Source organism: Streptomyces sp. C36, from assembly GCF_040932295.1.
GTDB lineage: Bacteria > Actinomycetota > Actinomycetes > Streptomycetales > Streptomycetaceae > Streptomyces > Streptomyces triculaminicus.
In genome coordinates this window covers 856,336-872,341 of record NZ_JBFQGI010000001.1, presented here as the reverse complement: position 1 = coordinate 872,341, position 16,006 = coordinate 856,336, and the positions used below count along the sequence as shown (strand labels likewise).

At 71.0% G+C, this 16,006-nt stretch carries 11 protein-coding genes; 4 read left to right on the top strand and 7 right to left on the bottom strand.

Going from position 1 to position 16,006, the window contains the following annotated elements; translation table 11 throughout:
* Positions 1-125 precede the first annotated feature (125 nt).
* Positions 126-1,745: a helix-turn-helix domain-containing protein gene (locus tag AB4K12_RS03855; protein ID WP_368432809.1), complete on the top strand. Its 1,620-nt coding sequence runs from the start codon at positions 126-128 to the stop codon at positions 1,743-1,745.
* 142 nt (positions 1,746-1,887) lie between these two features.
* On the top strand, positions 1,888-2,250 hold the full coding sequence (locus AB4K12_RS03850; protein ID WP_368432808.1) for a hypothetical protein: 363 nt from the start codon (positions 1,888-1,890) through the stop codon (positions 2,248-2,250).
* Positions 2,251-2,735: 485 nt separating this feature from the next.
* Here AB4K12_RS03850 and AB4K12_RS03845 read toward each other — a convergent pair whose 3' ends face one another.
* The gene (locus AB4K12_RS03845; protein ID WP_368432807.1) at positions 2,736-4,490 is read right to left on the bottom strand and encodes a sugar-binding protein; all 1,755 of its coding nucleotides are present in this window, start codon (positions 4,488-4,490) and stop codon (positions 2,736-2,738) included.
* Between the two features lie 300 nt (positions 4,491-4,790).
* Here AB4K12_RS03845 and AB4K12_RS03840 point away from each other — a divergent pair, with 300 nt between their 5' ends.
* Complete coding sequence (locus AB4K12_RS03840) at positions 4,791-6,563, top strand: FAD-dependent oxidoreductase (protein WP_368432806.1); 1,773 nt, start codon at positions 4,791-4,793, stop codon at positions 6,561-6,563.
* 37 nt (positions 6,564-6,600) lie between these two features.
* On the opposite strand, the gene AB4K12_RS03835 is transcribed toward AB4K12_RS03840, so the two are convergent.
* The 4 genes from AB4K12_RS03835 to AB4K12_RS03820 form a co-directional block, all read right to left on the bottom strand.
* Complete coding sequence (locus AB4K12_RS03835) at positions 6,601-7,761, bottom strand: NAD(P)/FAD-dependent oxidoreductase (RefSeq protein WP_368432805.1); 1,161 nt, start codon at positions 7,759-7,761, stop codon at positions 6,601-6,603.
* A complete protein-coding gene (locus AB4K12_RS03830) occupies positions 7,758-9,725 on the bottom strand; it encodes a LodA/GoxA family CTQ-dependent oxidase (protein ID WP_368432804.1) in 1,968 nt (655 codons plus the stop codon). The genes AB4K12_RS03835 and AB4K12_RS03830 overlap by 4 nt, the downstream gene beginning before the upstream one ends.
* A 274-nt stretch (positions 9,726-9,999) precedes the next feature.
* On the bottom strand, positions 10,000-10,407 hold the full coding sequence (locus AB4K12_RS03825) for a peptidase inhibitor family I36 protein (protein WP_368432803.1): 408 nt from the start codon (positions 10,405-10,407) through the stop codon (positions 10,000-10,002).
* A gap of 246 nt (positions 10,408-10,653) precedes the next feature.
* Positions 10,654-11,577, bottom strand: a complete 924-nt coding sequence (locus AB4K12_RS03820) for a dioxygenase (protein ID WP_368432802.1) — start codon at positions 11,575-11,577, stop codon at positions 10,654-10,656.
* Between the two features lie 190 nt (positions 11,578-11,767).
* Here AB4K12_RS03820 and AB4K12_RS03815 point away from each other — a divergent pair, with 190 nt between their 5' ends.
* The gene (locus AB4K12_RS03815) at positions 11,768-12,952 is read left to right on the top strand and encodes an acyl-CoA dehydrogenase family protein (RefSeq protein WP_368432801.1); all 1,185 of its coding nucleotides are present in this window, start codon (positions 11,768-11,770) and stop codon (positions 12,950-12,952) included.
* Between the two features lie 77 nt (positions 12,953-13,029).
* On the opposite strand, the gene AB4K12_RS03810 is transcribed toward AB4K12_RS03815, so the two are convergent.
* Complete coding sequence (locus AB4K12_RS03810) at positions 13,030-13,725, bottom strand: hypothetical protein (protein ID WP_368432800.1); 696 nt, start codon at positions 13,723-13,725, stop codon at positions 13,030-13,032.
* The gene (locus AB4K12_RS03805) at positions 13,725-15,617 is read right to left on the bottom strand and encodes a hypothetical protein (protein WP_368432799.1); all 1,893 of its coding nucleotides are present in this window, start codon (positions 15,615-15,617) and stop codon (positions 13,725-13,727) included. The genes AB4K12_RS03810 and AB4K12_RS03805 overlap by 1 nt, the downstream gene beginning before the upstream one ends.
* Positions 15,618-16,006 lie beyond the last annotated feature (389 nt).

The window sequence follows — 16,006 nt, the reverse complement described above, 5'->3', positions numbered from 1 at the left end:
TTGAGATTGGCGCCGGCGATTCCCCCCTCAGCCCTTCCACTGCTCCCGACGAGCAGCGAGCATGATCGTCGGGAGGGGGCGCCCCCTCCACGGCAATGTCGCCTTATTTCGGGGGAGACAGAAGGATGAACGTTTTAGCGTCAACCAACGCCGCCTTACCGCAGGCCGGACAGCTGGCAGAGCTGCTCCGCCTGGCCCGCGTGGGGCCCGCCGGCCCCGAGGCGGCCGCCCGGCGCATCATCGGCTGGCTGGCCGGCGCCGTACAGGGAACCGCCGACATCACGGGTGCCGACGCCCACCAGGACGCGGGCCTGGACAGGGGCCCGGACGCGATCGCGGGCGGCGCCGGAGGGCTCGCGGAGCAAGTGAGGGCCGTCGCCCGGGGCAGTATCGGTTCGGCCGTGGTCTCCGAAGCGGACCGCCACACACGGATGTACCGCCTGGGCGATCAGGCACCGTACCGCGTCCTCGTCATCACCCGAGAGCAACCCTTCGACGCGGAGTCGGCCCGCCTGTGCGAGCACGCGGCCGTCGTACTCGAACTACTGCTACGAGTGGCGCACGCGGACGCCGTCCGCCGGGAAGGGGAGTCGAGCAGCCGGCACCTGCGGCTCGCCGTGCTCCAACTGCTGATGGGCGGGGACGTGGTCCTCGCCCAGAGGACGATGGCCGGAGCGAGTCCCGGGCTGCTGGACGCGCAATGGGCCCGTGTCTGCGTCCTGGAAGCGCCCATGACCGCGCGGGAGGAGGTGGCCCGGGACTGCGGGGAACGCGTCGCCGGTCGCGCCCTCGTCGTGCCCTGCCCCGCGTACGACGACCGCGTGACCGTGATCGTTCCGGTCACCGACGGGCGGACGGCGAACGGCGTGATCTCGGAGTTGTCCGCCTGCGTCGCCGCCCGCACGGACGTGTTCATGGGGCTGAGCCGGCGCCACGTGCTGGCGTCCGTCGCGATGGCCTACGAGGACGCGGCCCGGAACCTGAGCGCGGCCCGGTACATGCCCGCCCGGCTGGCCGGGAACACCACGCACACGGACCTGGTGGACCTCCTTCCCGCCACCGATGCCGCGCTGTGGGCCGCCTGCACGCTGCGACCGCTGGACGCGGTACCCCCGCTCGCCCGGAGCCAGCTGCTCACGACGATGAGCCTGGGACTCCGGTTCACCGCCGTACGAGCGGCGAAGATCATGGGCGTGAGCCGCAACACCGTCCGGTCACGGATGGAACGGGCCGCGGGCCTGCTGGGAGTGGATCTGGAGAACGTACGGGTGCGCACGTCCCTTTACGCCGCCCTCTGTCTGCGGGACGGGGGCGCCGAACCGGACGCGGGCACCGGCGAACTGTGCCGGCACCCGTGCCTGCGCCCTCTCATCAGCGCCGACCCCGGCCGGGCCTGGGCGCAGGGTCTGCTCGGCGTGCTGGACGCGGACGCACGCGGCCTGCGCCGGACCCTGCGGGCCTGGGTCCTGGCCGACTGCCGCATCGACGCGGCGGCCCGGCGCCTGGGACTGCATCCCCAGACCGTGCGTGAGCACCTCCGTTCCATCGAGTCGCTGCTGCGCCGGCAGTTGGTGTCCCGCGGCGCGGACGTCTACGAGGTGGTACTGGCCCTCGCCGCGCTGGGCGAGCTGGACGAGCCGGATGAGTGGGACGCGTTGGATGAGCTGGACGGGCCGGACGCGACAGGGCCGGGCATCCGCACGGACCGGCGCCGTCCGGCAGCCGGCCCGACCGTGCACCGGTGACAGTCCGCCCTCCCACGACCGTGCACCACTGCGATACCGGCACCCCGACGGCCCGCCATAGCTTGATCACACCGACACCGAAGACGGCGTGCTCGACCGAGCAACGCCCGCCGGACGTCGGCCTTTGGACGGAGGAACGGAAATGAAGAAGCGATTCGCCCGCGCAGGAATGCTGGCCACCACCCTGGCCGCCGTCGCGATCGGCATCACGGCCTCCCCGGCGAGCGCCGCGAGCGCCACCTGCGAGAGCTGGGGCGGCAACATCTGCACCAGCGGCAGCATCCCTGCCAACGACAAGCACGAGGTCTGCTTCGGCGGGCAGCACAAGGCCCTCAGCTACTGGGGCCGCGCCGAGCTGTGGGACGCCGACTCCGGTGTGATGGTCGGTTCCATCGCGACCAACGCCTACCGGTACCAGCAGAAGTGCGTCGGCGGCCTGTCCGGGCAGCACTACTACGAGCGCGGCACCGGCGGCGACTTCAAGGGCGACGTCTGGAACGACTGACCCCGGTCACGCCCCGGGATCGTGCCGACGGCCCTCGTCGGCACTGAGCCCTCTCCAGCCGCCCGGGGACCGTCGGCCCCCGGGCGGAGCCGGATCCGCGAACGGACAGTGGCGAGCGCCGGCAGCCGCGCAGGGACAGTTCGTAGGTCGCCGTCAGGCCGACGACGCCGCCCCCAGGATGAACACCTTCGGTTGTTCCTCGCGAGGGGCGGTCGGCAGGCCCAGCTCACCGGCCCCCTCGACAGGCGCCCTGACAGGGGGCGTTGGGAAGTACGAAGGTCCGTGTTCCCTACGGGGTCCCCCATGCGCGGGCGGCCCCGCCGGACCCCCGGCGACGACTGTCGGCGGGAGCCCGGGACAGGGCCGCGACCAGCGTTTCCGTCCGAAAGGCCACCACAACGGCCACGGTTTCCGGAAGGCACAGCACCGTCGGCCGGATATGCGCGGAAGCGGAATACGTCAGGAAGGCGAAGGCCGCGACGACCTCATTGCGGCCGGCGCGGACCGCAACCGAGAGGGACGCCCGTGCGCTCGAACTGGTCGCGGGAGGCCTTGGAGTCCTTGCTCAGGGCCGCCTCCAACGGAATGTCGGGCGCGTGCGTCGGACGTCCGGGCGGCGGGACGTAGCCGGGCAGGCGCAGGCCGCCCCAGACGTACGGGTCGGCCTGGGCGCTCCCGTACGTGGACCAGGCGAGTCGGGAGTGGCCCGTCTTGTCCTGGGTGTCGGAGTCGAAGAGGAGGACGTTGGCGGTGAGGCGGTCGGGGTCGACGGGCGCGGGGAGGTCGGCGAGCGGGATCTTCGCCTCTACGGTGTAGCCCTCGTACGGCTCGGTCACGGTGGACGCGACGACCATGCCCGGTGCGGTCTTGGCCGCCGGACCCTGCCGGTTGTCGCCGTCGCGCGCGGCGCACGCTCCTCCCCCGTTCGCGGTGAAGGGCAGGACGGCGGCCTTGAAGGTGGTGGACGTGTCGTCGGAGCGGCCCCGCGGGTCGAGGTCGAACTCGACGGAGTCGGTGCGCCAGTGGCGCTTGCAGTCGGTCTTGGCGTCGAGGGCGGCGCCCTTCTTGTCGTCGGTGACGTGCACCAGGACGAACAGGTCGTCGCCGTGGCGAGCGAACCGGGCGTCGGCCGCGCAGTCCTTCTCGGAGGAGCAGCGCGTGCCCTCCCAGTGCGTGAGCTTCAGCGCCGCCGCGGGATACTCGCCGGGGTCCGCCTTGCCGTTGACGACCGGCGCCTTCGCGACCTCGGGGACCGTGGCGGAAGGACGGGCCGGGTAGGCGGGCTGGGCCTCGTTGGCCAGCCACGGCATCCTCATCCGCCGCGCCCAGTCCTGGAACTCGGCGTACCGGGGGCGCAGGCCTGACTGGGCGTGCGCTTCGGCCCGCAGGAGCTTTCCGCCCTCGGCCAGGACCGTGAACCACTCGCAGGGCAGCTTGTCCGCCGGGGTGGTGACCGTTTTCGGCAGCGAGCCGAAACCCTGCGTTTCGTACGTGCGGGCCGCGTCCCGTTCCAGCTGGGCCCACGTCTTCCCGCCGGCGGAACGCCCGCCCGGCCAGACGCCGAGGACGGGCAGCTTGGTGCTCGTGTCGGTGATCCGCTTGCCGTCGCACCGGGCGCCCAGGGGGCCTTTGAAGCCCCAGCTCTGGGTGAGGAGCCGGGAGGGTTTCCACGGCTTGTACTTCTCGTCCTTGATCTGTTCGGGGAACGTCTTGGGGTCGCCGGCCATGGCGAACGCCTCGATCGCCCGACGCCCGGCCTGCTGATGGGCGCCGTGCTGGTTGAAGGGCCGCGGGTCCATGGTGACCACCGTCTTCGGGGTGGTCGCCCGGATCGCCCGGACCAGCCGCTCGAGCGTGTCCGTCGACCGCTGCGGGGTCCGGTTCCAGACCTTGCCGGTCAGAGGCGCGTTGAGCGTGTACCAGAAGTCGGGCTTGTCGAGGTAATAGACGTCGCGTATCCCGAGGATCCCTACGGCCTTGCGCTCCTCCGTCTCACGGATCATGCCGAGCGCGGCGCCCTCCTGGAGACCGACGGCGTTGCCGCCGCCCTCGCCACGAGTGATGGTGGCCACCGCGCTGCTGAACCCGTCCTTCTCCTTCCACCGCCCCAAGGTGGCCAGGGACTGGAACTCGTCGTCCGGGTGGGCGCCGATGAACAGGACGTCGGCGTGCGCCCGGTCCGTACCGCTGCTCGACGCCCCGCGCCCGGTCGGCGCGGCCTTCGTGTCGCACGCGGCCACCGCCGGCACGAGCGCGATCAGTCCGGCTGTCGTGAGCGCGACGGACAGAGCGCTTCTCTGCCTGCGTGGATTTTCGCGTTGACGTTTGCATGGATGTTTGCGTGGATTCACGGGAACTCGTCCTTTCCTCCGGCTGTTTCTCTTTCTACCCACGAATTCGTGCACGGCTCACCAGGAAAATCCGCCGCCTCCGGGCCGGTTATCCGATGGTTACCGCCACACGGTTGACGCGATGGCGCATTTCGTTTGCCTGCCGAAGCCGCCGGACAAACGCCGAACGCCGCCTCTGAAAGGATCACGATGCACACCGTCCGGCATGCCATCGCCCTGTCCGATCCCGATCCGCTCCGAAGGCTGAAGCTCCAGGAATTCTTCGCCAAGTGGTACGGAGACCAATTCACCGTTGTTCCCACCGCTCGCGCGGAGGACACCGAGCAGGTGGTGGACGCCCTCACCCAGGAGGGAATCGACGTGGTGCTCGTCGCCGCGGTGGGCGACGAGCCGAGCGCCTCGGCGGTGCTGGAGCGTGCCGGGGCCGCTGAGGGGGAACCCGGGCGGCTCTGGTTGGTCCCCGACAGCGAGGGCGAGGCCGTCGCACCCCATGACAGCGCACCCGCCCGCCTGCCGTTCACCACCGACACCCTGGCGGAACTGGACCCGCGCGTCGTCGATGACGCCATCGCCGACTGGTGGGAGCACGCGACAGCGGACCAACGCGACGGCCTCGGTGAGGTGACGGTCCGGGCACCCCACCGTTCCGCCAAGGCATTCGAGATCCGGGCCTTCCTCTCCGGCAGCGGCTTCGTCATCAAGTGGCAGAAGCCGCAACCGGCCACGGACGAGAACGTGTACGTGACGGTCCCGGGCGTCAAGGAACCGCTGAAGAACCCCTCCCTCGCCCGCCTGGCGGTCGCTCTGAAGCTGGTGGACCCGGCCGAGGACAACGCCTGGTTCGACATCATCATCGTGGGCGGAGGGCCTGCCGGACTGTCCGCCGCGGTCTACGCGGGGACCGAGGGCCTCAAGACGCTGGTCATCGAGGACGACGTGCCGGGCGGCCAGGTCGGGCCCAGCACCGAGATCGCCAACTACTTCGGCTTCCCCGACGGGATCGCCGGCTTCGAACTCGCCCGCCGGGCGCTGAAGCAGGCCCGCAAGTACAAGGTGGCCTGGCAGCCCGCCCACCAGGCCGCCGCGCTGCGCATCGGCGACGCCGAGAAGCCGCACGAGGTGACCGTCGGCGGAACGGAGACACACACCTACAAGGCCGGGGCGGTCGTCCTCGCCAGCGGGCTCAAACCCACCCGGATGGACGTCCCGGGGCTCAAACCCCTGCTCGGGCGCGGCGTCTACTACAGCGCCCTGGCCGTCGACGCGCCGGAGACCACGGGCGACCGCGTGGCCATCGTGGGCGGCGGCAACTCCGCCGGCCAGGCCGCGCTCCACTTCGCCAAGTACGCCAAGGACGTCACCGTCATCATCCGCGGCGACAGCATCAAGGCGAAGATGTCGGACTACCTCGTCAAGCGCATCGAGGCACAGAAGAACATCCACGTCTGGACGAACAGCAACGTCTCACGGTGCAAGCCCGACGCCGGCAACACACTGGCGAGCCTGGAGATCACCCACAACCAGACGGACGAGGTCCGCTACCTGGACGCCCGCTGGCTGTACCTCATGCTGGGCGGCAAGCCGGACATCGACTGGGTCGGCAAGGAGGCCAAGGACAGGATCGCCGTGTCCGCCCTCACCGGCGCCGTGCTGACCGGCATGAACATCCCCGGCCACGCCGAGGAGCTCCTGAAGGTCGCCGGTCTCGCCCGTAAGGAGGGCGAGAAACTGGGGTACACGGGAGACAAGCTGGCCAGACACATCGAAACCGCGGTCCAGAAGGTCCGGGCAGCCAACAACCAGACCAGCATCCCCGGCGTCTACGCCGCCGGAGACGTCCAGTACGGCGTCCCCCCGCGCGTGGGTTCCGCCGTGGGGCAGGGCGCGGCCGTCCTCGGCGAGCTCTTCCGCTACATCGCCAAGTACCCCCATCTCTTCCCGTCCTTCAAACCGAAGTCGTGACCGCCGGCCTCCGCGTCGGTGAAGAGCGGCACCGAGGTCATGGGGCTCCGTGCCGGCGTCTCCAGAACTGCCGGTGCGGCCAGCGCTGTTCGAGTGCGTAGTACGTGTGCCGGTTGTGCAGGTGGGCGGCGACGATGCCGGCGACGTTCGCCGCGTAGTGGTCGAGGGCCACGGTGTCCCCGTCCAGGCGCGCGGCGACCGCCTCGCCCGCTCTCATGCCCGTGTAGAGGGCGGTGAGGATGCCCTGGGAGGAGAGGGGGTCGAAGGCCGCCGCCGCGTCGCCGGCGGCGGTCCAGCCGTCTCCGTGCACCCGGTCGAGGTGCGCGGTGTGGGCGGGTGCCCGCCGTGGCCTCACACGCGCCACATCGCCGTGCGCGCCGGCGCCGGCGCGCGCCGCGATGTGGCGCGTGGCGGCGAGCCGGTCGAGCCAGGGCGGTCCGGTGCGGGCGGCCGGGAGGTCGGCGTCGGTGAACCAGGCGACGAGCAGGTGTTCCGAGGGCAGCGCGGCGGAGTACCACCAGCCGTCGGGGGCCGCCTCCACCAGCGTCGAGTGGTCGGCGCAGGCGTCCCGGTCGCGGCCGAGTACGCAGTGGAGCGCGGTGAGACGGTCGTACGTACGCCGCCGCGCACCGCAGGCGGTGGCGATGCCGGCGCGGCGGCCCGTGGCGTCGAGGAGCCACCGGCACCGTACGGTCCGGCGTTCGCCGACCCGGTAGTCATCCGTCCGGCAGTCATCCGTCCGGCAGTCATCGGCCCGGCGCAGGCTCACCGTCCAGGTGCCGTCGGCGTGCCGTGCCCGGGGGCGGACGGTCGTGCGGGTCTCGACGTGCGCTCCCGCCGCCTGGGCGCAGGCGCGCACGCGGCGGTCGAAGAGCGGGCGGTCGAGGTGCCAGCCGGGGCCGTGCGGGTCGTTGAGGCTGTCCACCGCGCCGAGTGCCGGCGAGCCCCAGGCGGAGAGGTTGGCGTAGCAGGGCAGGTGGCCGTCTCCGGGGATCCGGTCGCCGACTCCCAGGTCGCGCAGGAGCACCCCGGCGGCGGCCGGCAGGGCTTCGCCGACGCTGGGGGCGCCGGTGGCCGCGTCGGCCAGTACGACGGTACGGCCTTCCCGGAGCAGGGCCAGGGCGGCGGCCGCGCCGGCGGGCCCGCCGCCGGCCACCACGACGTCGTACGGTTCGTCCAGTTCGCCGCAACCCCTCACGGCATCTCCCCGACCGCTCCCTCCCCGTAGGGGTCGAGCTTGTCGATGTACCCCACGGTGATGACCTCCGGCGGGTAGCCCGTGGCATCGGAGATGTCGGAGACGACTCCGTCGAGGGACGCCCGGTCCAGGGCTGCGGCCTCGTCGACGTGGATGTTCACCAGGTTGTGGTCGTCGGACACCCCGGTGAGGTCGAAGCCGGGAACGGACTCGACCTGCAGGCGCTCGGGGTACTTCCCATCGCCCACGGTGTACGGGCGGACCTCGACGATGCCGAACTTGTGCCACTCCTTCGCAGCCTGGACCAGCTGCTCCTTCGGGTCGTTGCCGCGCAGGCCGCGCAGCCAGGAGGCGCGGCGGGCGAAGGCGTCCTCCCGGGCGCCCTCCCCCGCGTTCGGGTCGTTGACGACGTGGTAGTCCGATTCCTTGAGGACGTGATTGGGCACGCGGGCGGGCCAGAAGGTCGGCAGGTGGGGGTCGTAGCGCGGCCCGAGGTTCGCCCGGCTGAATTCGTAGCCCCAGCGGCAGCTGGCGGCGTCGGTCTGCCAGGGGACGGCCATCCACCGGGTCAGACCGCCGGGCGCCTGGGCGTGGAGCGGGCCGTCGGCGGCCAGTACCCGCTGGTGGGTGAGTGCGGCGCCGTAGTCCGGTTCCGGCTGCGAGGCCGGGCGGTGCCCGATGCGGAACGGCTCGGAGTACATCGAGGCGTGCCGGACGGGCCAGGTGACCTCGCAGCCGGGGTGGAAGGCGTCGGCGAGGCAGAAGTCGAGCGCGGCGCGGTCCAGGAGGCCGGGCCGGTCCCCGACTGGGGCGTCCTCGAGGGAGTGGGGGAAGCCGGCCCAGGGGCTGGGGTCGAATTCCCCCTTCACCCACTTCAGCAGCATGCCGTCCTGCAGCTTCGAGAGGGTCATGTACTGCAGGTCGGATTTCGGCTTGCTGGCCATTCCGTCGCCGTAGAGCCAGGGCCAGGTCATGGGGGCGATGCCGTCGCGGTGGCGGTCGCGCAGGGCGGTGTAGATCTGCCGGCGCAGTTCCTGGTGGGTGTCGCCGGTGCCGGAGAGGCGGCGCAGCGTCTCGGGGGCCATGAAGTGCTCGGGTCCGCCGAAGCCGAAGTGGGTGGCGAAGCCCTTGTTGACCCATTGGAGTTCGCAGAAGCGGCGGAGGATGGGCTTGATGTCCCGTTCGAAGGACACGACGGTGGGCGCGGGGAGTGTGCCTTCACCGACAAAGAGGTCGACAAGCAGGTCGTGGACCGTGCGCAGGGTCTTCACATCGGGTGCGTAGTTGGGCGGGGCGACCACGAGCCAGGCGGGGTGGACGGGTACGGCGTGGCCGCCGAGGGTGAGCTGTGCGGTGACGGGGCCGTCGGAGGTGTCGTCGTACCAGCCGTCGTTGTTGGCGAACGACGTCAGCGGCTTGTTCTGCGGAGACTTCGCCGCTCCGGCGCCGCCGAGCACCACCAGGCGCCCGTCGCCGTCGGCGTGCATCCGGCCGAGCGGGACGGCTTGGCCGAGGAACTTCCCTCCGCTGAATTCCACCGTCTGGCCGCTGGAGGCGGGCAGGGACTTGCGGCCCGGGTCGATGACGAGTTGGCCGCGGTCGGTGACGGTGCCGTTGCGTCGTGGCGAGCTGATGTTCACGCTGTCGTCGATGTCCAGGGCGAGGTTGAACGCGTACCAAGCGCCCTTCTTGTTCGCCAGGTGCACACTCCAGGTGAGGTCGGCGCCGGGCTCGGTGCCCTTGATCTCACGGACGACATGGCCCGCCGCGTCGTACCCGTAGAGACGGAACCGTGCCGCCTGGCGCTTCACGGCCCCCTGGGAGTCCTTGTACGAGCCGGGGGGCGCGGGCTGGGGCTCGGGGGTTTCGGGGCCGAGGAACCAGCCGTCCGGGTCGGTGCTGTTCCCCACGCGGGCGACCCCGATGGCGGGGTGGATCTTGGCAAAGGCGATGTCGTCGGGCACGGTCCGGGCCTCTCTGCACGGCGTGGCGGCCGGGCTGCGGGGAGGAGGGATTGTTTGCAGCCAAGTGACTGTTACGCCCAGAATTGACCGTACCGAGAATGCATGGCTATGCCATATAACGCATTGTGACCATTTGATGTGGTGCGACCGGGGCGCCGGTCCTGGGCATCTGCACACGCCGAGCCCCGGGTCAGGCCGAGGCCGTCCAGCACGCTCTCCCGCGTGATCCGGGCGGCCGTCCACTCCGACGGCCGCCCGCGGCTCGCTCGCCGGCCTACCGGCCCTCGCCGGGCGGCGTACCACAACTCGGGCCACCCGGCCCGTCGAACTGCACCGAGCTGAAGAAGTCCCGGTAGGCGGGGAAGAAGTTCCCCTTGCCGGTCGGTCCCGAAGACGTCACGGCCGTGCAGCCGCTGTAATTCGCGTCGGACCAGAGGTGGATGGTCGAAGACGTACGGTTCCAGTCCGACCTGGCCCGGTCGTTCATGCCGAGCGCCGCGAGATCGGGAGTGCCGCGCGTCAGTTTGATCATGTCGCCGGTGCCGTCGAGGCCCGAGAACATGCAGTAGTAGCCGGCCGGGCACCGGTCGTACCCGTCGGCCGCGTGAGCCGTGGAGACCGGCACCACAGCGGCGGTCGCGGCGGCCACCGACACGAGAAGTGCGGACAACTTCTCTCTCATCGCCACGTATGAGCTCCTTCCCTGAGACGTCGTGCACTCATCGAGGACAACGGTAGAAGCCGGGCACATCGCCACACCCAGACCACATGAGTCCTCCACCGAACGATCAGGAGACCCCGACATCGCGGTGCGAGCCGGCCTGGTCGAGCTCTTGATCGTCGCCGCAGAGCTCTCCGGCCTCCGCCCAGCACCCGACGGTGAGACCCGCACAGAGGACCCGGTTCCCTCACGTCCGTGTCGGGGCCCTCATCGGTGACCGTCGGCACGGGGCTGCAGTACGAAGTCGTACGTGGCGTGCCGGAAGGGCCGGTCGAGGGTGTTGCCGTCCGGGGCCGGGCCTGGGGTGTGGCGGGTGAACGCGGTGACCAGCTCCGGTCTGGTGGCGAAGACCACGTTGCTGTCCAGGAATTCCGAATCCTGCTGGTAGAGGATGGTGACCAGCTTCTCGTGGCCCGGGTGGTCGATGAGGCAGTGGATATGGGGCGCGTGGTGCGGGTCGATGTCCGTGGTCCGGACGAGTGCGCCGACAGGACCGTCCATGGGGATGGAGTAGGCGCGCGGGACGATGGTGCGGACGCAGAACGTACCGTCCTGCCGCGTCCGGTACTTGGCCCGCAGCCGGGCCTCGCCCGACTCGGGGAGCCGTGAGGTGTACGCCCCGTCGGCATCCGCGTGCCAGACGTCCAGGACCACGTCCGTGAGCGGCTTGCCGTCGGTGTCGGTGACGGTTCCGGTGAGGAAGAGCGGCTCTCCGGGGAGGCCGCCGGACATGTCGTGGCCGTAGGGGACCGTGGGCGAGCCGTCGATGTGGAAGGGGCCCATGAGGGTCGCCGGGGTGGCGCCGTCCCGGAGGTGGTCGTCCAGCTGGACGACGAGCCTGCTCAACCCCAGGACGTCGGAGGCGAGGACGAACTCCTGGCGCTCGCCGTCGCAGGCGCGGCCGGCGGCGGCCAGCCAGTCCGCCGCGGCCGTCAGCTCGTCCTCGGTGAGCCGGACCTCACGGGCGAAGGCGTGCAGGTGCCGCACCAACGCGCTCATGACCTCGGCCGCCCGGCCGGGCCGCGCGGTGGCCCAGCGGTGGGCCGCCGACTCGGTGATGTCGTCCTCGTCGGCGAAGGTCATGGCGATCGTCCCCGGTTCCGTGCTGGTGGTGCTGAGGGCCGAGTCCACGCTCCCATCGGCGTGCGGGCGCGTACAAGGGCGCACCCCGGCCGCTCGGGCCCCCGGCCGCTCCGGCTCCCGGCCGCTCCGGCTCCCGGCCGCTGGGGCGCCCTTCCCCGAGCCGCCCGTGATCGACCATGCTGCCGTCAGAGGGCACGGCAGGGCGCTGTCCCGGTACCGCGACGTGGAGGGCACTGTCATGACGACGAGCGCGAAGAACCGAGCGCTGACCGAAGAGGCCACCGCGCTCGTCGGCCTGCTGCGTCGCAACGCCGCCCGTACCGAGGAGGACCGGCGGGTGGCCGAGGAGAACATCGAAGCCCTTGCCGAGGCCGGCCTGTTCGGCATCACGGTCCCCGAGCGGTTCGGCGGCCACCAGGCGAACATCCGTACGCTCCTGGAGGTCAGCGCCGAACTCGGTCGCGGCTGCGGATCCACCGCCTGGACCACCACTCTGGCCAATGTGTGCGGCTGGCTCGTCGGCCTCTACCCGGAACGCGCGCAACGAGAGGTGTTCGAGACGGACGCCGCCGCCCGTGTGTGCTCCGTCCTCACCCCCGGCGGGACGAGCAGAGCGGTCGATCAAGGGCAGATCATCACGGGGCGGTGGCCCTTCGCGTCCGGCTGCCTGCACGCCCGGTGGGCGCTCCTCGGCATGCCGGTCACCGGTGCGTCCGGTGAGAAGCCGGAACAGGGGCTGGCGCTCGTCCCGATGGAGGAGCTGAAGATCGAGGACACGTGGCACATGGCCGGGATGCGCGGCACCGGCAGCCACACCCTCGTCGCCGAGGAAGTGTTCGTACCCGCCCACCGCATCCTTTCCGTCACCAGGGCGCTGCGGGGCGAGTACCCCACCGAGTTCACCGACGAGACCCTGTACCGGTCCGCGTTCGTACCGGTGCTCGCCTCGGTGCTCGTGGGACCGCAGCTCGGCCTGGCCCGCGGTGGCCTGGAGCTGGTCACGGCGTCCCTCGCCAAGGGACGTCCCATTTCGCACACCTTCTACGAGCAGGCCCGCGAAGCGCCCTCCACCCAGACGCAGATCGCCGAGGCCGCCCAGCTGATCGACACCGCCATGCTGCACCTGATGCGCGCGGCGGACGACATCGACGGCTGGGCGGCGAGCGGCCGGTACATGCCCCTCCTCGAGCGGGCACGCGTGCGCATGGACACCGCCACGGTCGCCCGCCGCTCACGGGAGGCGCTGGACATCCTGCTGAACGTCCACGGCGCCGGGAGCTTCGCCGAGGCCAACCCCCTGCAGCGCGTCTGGCGCGACCAGGAGACCGCCGCCCGGCACGCCATGACCAACCCGGCCATCACGAGCGAGTTGTACGGGCGGGCTCTGCTCGGCGTCGAGGAACAGGTCAGCGCACTGATCTGAGTCCGAGCGTCGGAAGACACCGAATACCGACCGCGGCGGCGCGTCACACGTAGGTGAACACCGCACCGCCCCCGATTTCACAGCTCGTCGGCAAGGTCCTCCCAGTTCATCTGCTGCAGCACGACACGCGTCGTGGCCCGGAACTGCTGGTGGCGACCCGGATCGCCGTCCAGTCTCTCCATGACCTGGGCGAGAACGGCGGCAGCGCGCATGGCCTTGGACTGGGGGTCCTGCGCGTTCCCCACGTACGGCAGCACCTGGGTGTTGAACTCCTCCCACGAGATGGGGCGGTCGCCGTCTCTGTGGAGGTCGATCCACCAGGCACGTGCCGCGTCGGCGCTGACGAGTACCCGGTGTCGCAGGTGATCGATCTGGTCGGTATCTAGGTGATGCCGCAGCTGCTGCTCGCGACGTGCGTCGTCGTACGCCTGGGAGCGCGCGCGGTCCTCGGGGGCGAGGCGGAGCGTAATGCTCGCCCTGATCTCCATCGGGCATCCCTCCGCTGCCGGCCCCCATGCGGACAGCCGGAGCGCCAGGGCGTTCTGTGCCTTGTCGAGCGCTGACGGCATGTGCTCGCTGGTGATGGGGCGGACGATGTCGTCGAGGGCTTGCCGTGCGGCGGCGCGGACAACGCCTCTGCCCCGCTCCCGGAATTCGGGGGCGGGGCGGAAACGCAGGACGCCGCCGGCGCTGTAATGGATGCCGTGGAGTGCTGTGGGCCAGGTGGCGGAGATGCGCAGGCGCATGCTCCGCCGCAGCCCGAAGTAGTGCATCACTCGGTAGCTGCCTTACGGCGCTCGTCGTCCCGGATGATGGCCTTGGTGAGGATCTTTCCCCAGAAGGACTGCAGGAACTCCTCGCCCCTCGCGAAGAAGCGTCCGAAGGTGTCCCCGCGCAATTCGGGTTGGTACACATCTGCCAAGAGGTCGATCAGCTCGTCGGCCGGAAGCTCCCCCCTCTCAGCGGCGGCTCCCCACCGGGTCAGCTCCGCGTTCGCGGCCTCCCGCGCGTCGTCGTACCCGAGCAGCCGCTGCCAGGCTCGTACGAAACGCACCCGCCCGTCCTGCTCACGCGCCGTATCCAGCAGGAGCCGCGCGCCCCCGTCGCTGGAGGCGAGGGCCAGGAAGGCGACCAAGGCGTGCCGCTTGGGCGCCTGCTCCCCCAGCCAGGTCTTGAGCGCCCTCGACACATCGGCGGGGCTGACCTCGACGAGCTTCGCGAAGGCCGCCACCATCGACGGGGAGGAGTACTGGGCGTGGGCGGCGGCTCTGGCCAGACGGGTGATGGCGATCGCCGGCTGGCGGTCCCCCAGTTCGCCACCGCAGATCTCCGTGACCAGCTCGACGAGCTCGTCGGCCGGCTTGCCTGCGACCATCCACTGGTACAGCCGATTTCTGACGTAGCGTCCGATCTCGGGGTCCAGCGCCGCGGTGGTGAGGGCCTCCACGGCCAGCGGGCGGCGGCGTCCGACTAGGTCCTTTCCTATTCGGTCGATGATGGTGTGGTCGTGTACCTCGGTGGCCAGGCCGAGCAGCGATCGGGTGACGAGGCGCGCGTCGTCCTCGGGCAGGCCCTGGTCGGCCGCCACGGCGACGGCCCAGGTACGCAGCCTTTCTCGCTGCGTCGGAAACTCCTTCCACAGGTGGCGGAGCACGGCCGGGGCCAGGTCGTGCTTGGTCCTGTCGTGGAACACGTGATCGCCATGCTGCGTGAGGTGTGCGGCGGCAAACCGCCGACTGGAGGTCGCGTCCGAGAGGATGTCCAACGGCGCGCGGGGGACGTTCAGCCGTTCCAACAGCATGTCGGCCGCGTGGATGGCCGACCGTCCGGTCCCGCCGTCCAGCAGGGCGCCGGCCCAGACCATGGCGCGTGTGGTCATGAGCGTGGGCTCTCCGGGCCCCTGTGCCGACGGGCTGAGAAGACCGTCGATGTGCTTGTGCCAGCCGCGGAACTCGTCGAGAAGGGGGCTCTCGTCGGGCTCCGCCGCTTCCTGGACGATCCGTGCCAGCCGGCGGGTGTCCTCGGCCGACGGGTTGGACTCCCAGACTTCCTTGAAGCCGGCGCCGTCGAGCCAGCCGGCCTTGAGGCCGGCGCCCCGCCGCCGGAGTTCCTGGACGAAGAGCGGCTTCGCATCGGGGGACGGGAGCGCGACCGTGAACGGCCGTGTCGCCTCCGCCCACGCCCCCTGCCAGGTCTGCGGTGTGGCGAGGACGACGAGGAAACGGTCGGCACCCCTGCCGGTCTCGCCGTACCCGCGCAGCGCCTCACCGAATCGCGGGCCGGGAGGCTCGGGCATCTCGGAGAGGTCCAGGAGGTACCTGTGGCCGGGCGCGGTCGGGAGCTTCGCCACGTCGGGCCTGGCCCAATGGGGTTCCAGGTCCATGAGCGGCGGCCCGGCGTCGGTGGCTCCGACCGTACGGAGCAGGCGGAGCGCAGCCGTCCGCCGACCGTTTCCGGGGAGTGCGCACAGGACGACGACTCCGTACTCGGCAAGGTGCTTCTGGGTCTGAGCCCATAGCTCCCGGTCGCGCGGTGCGACGAAGCGGTCGTCGGCGGTGGCCCGGAGGTCGGCCGGGGGAACGGGCTGGGGCTGCACGAAGTCGGTGCCGTAGAAATACTGGTTCTCGGCCTGATATCCCCGGCCGCCGGGACCCACTTCCTGCATCAGCTGCTTGGTGGGCCGATCCGGTTGGTCGGGTGCCGCGTCTACGCTCGCCACTTCCGGTGCCTTCGCGGCCGCCGACGGCTCGGAGTGCTCGTCAGTCCCGCCTTCACCGGCGGGGACGTGATGTGCGCCGACCATCTGGCCGGCCTCGTACAGGCCGGGATGCGGCCGAGGTCCATACCCGACCTCCGCTTCTCCGCCGTCGGGGTGTATCGCTGCCCGGTCCGGCGCGGGCACCGGCAAGTCGTCATCGCCTGCGATGCTGGACTGCGGCCGAGCTGCGGGAAGCAGAGAGGCAGCATCATTGCGTGTGGTGGAAGCCGCGTCGACGCTGTCCTCCTCGTGTCGGGGCCCGCTGGTGGCGTCGCCCGGGTGGGGGTCTCCCCCCT

What these genes read in the sequence shown, in the direction of transcription:
- AB4K12_RS03855 (WP_368432809.1), top strand. Translation starts at nt 126, where the DNA reads ATGAACGTTTTAGCGTCAACCAACGCCGCCTTACCGCAGGCCGGACAG.
- AB4K12_RS03850 (WP_368432808.1), top strand. Translation starts at nt 1,888, where the DNA reads ATGAAGAAGCGATTCGCCCGCGCAGGAATGCTGGCCACCACCCTGGCC.
- AB4K12_RS03840 (WP_368432806.1), top strand. Translation starts at nt 4,791, where the DNA reads ATGCACACCGTCCGGCATGCCATCGCCCTGTCCGATCCCGATCCGCTC.
- AB4K12_RS03825 (WP_368432803.1), bottom strand. Translation starts at nt 10,407, where the DNA reads ATGAGAGAGAAGTTGTCCGCACTTCTCGTGTCGGTGGCCGCCGCGACC.
- AB4K12_RS03815 (WP_368432801.1), top strand. Translation starts at nt 11,768, where the DNA reads ATGACGACGAGCGCGAAGAACCGAGCGCTGACCGAAGAGGCCACCGCG.
- AB4K12_RS03810 (WP_368432800.1), bottom strand. Translation starts at nt 13,725, where the DNA reads ATGCACTACTTCGGGCTGCGGCGGAGCATGCGCCTGCGCATCTCCGCC.
- AB4K12_RS03805 (WP_368432799.1), bottom strand. Translation starts at nt 15,617, where the DNA reads ATGCAGGAAGTGGGTCCCGGCGGCCGGGGATATCAGGCCGAGAACCAG.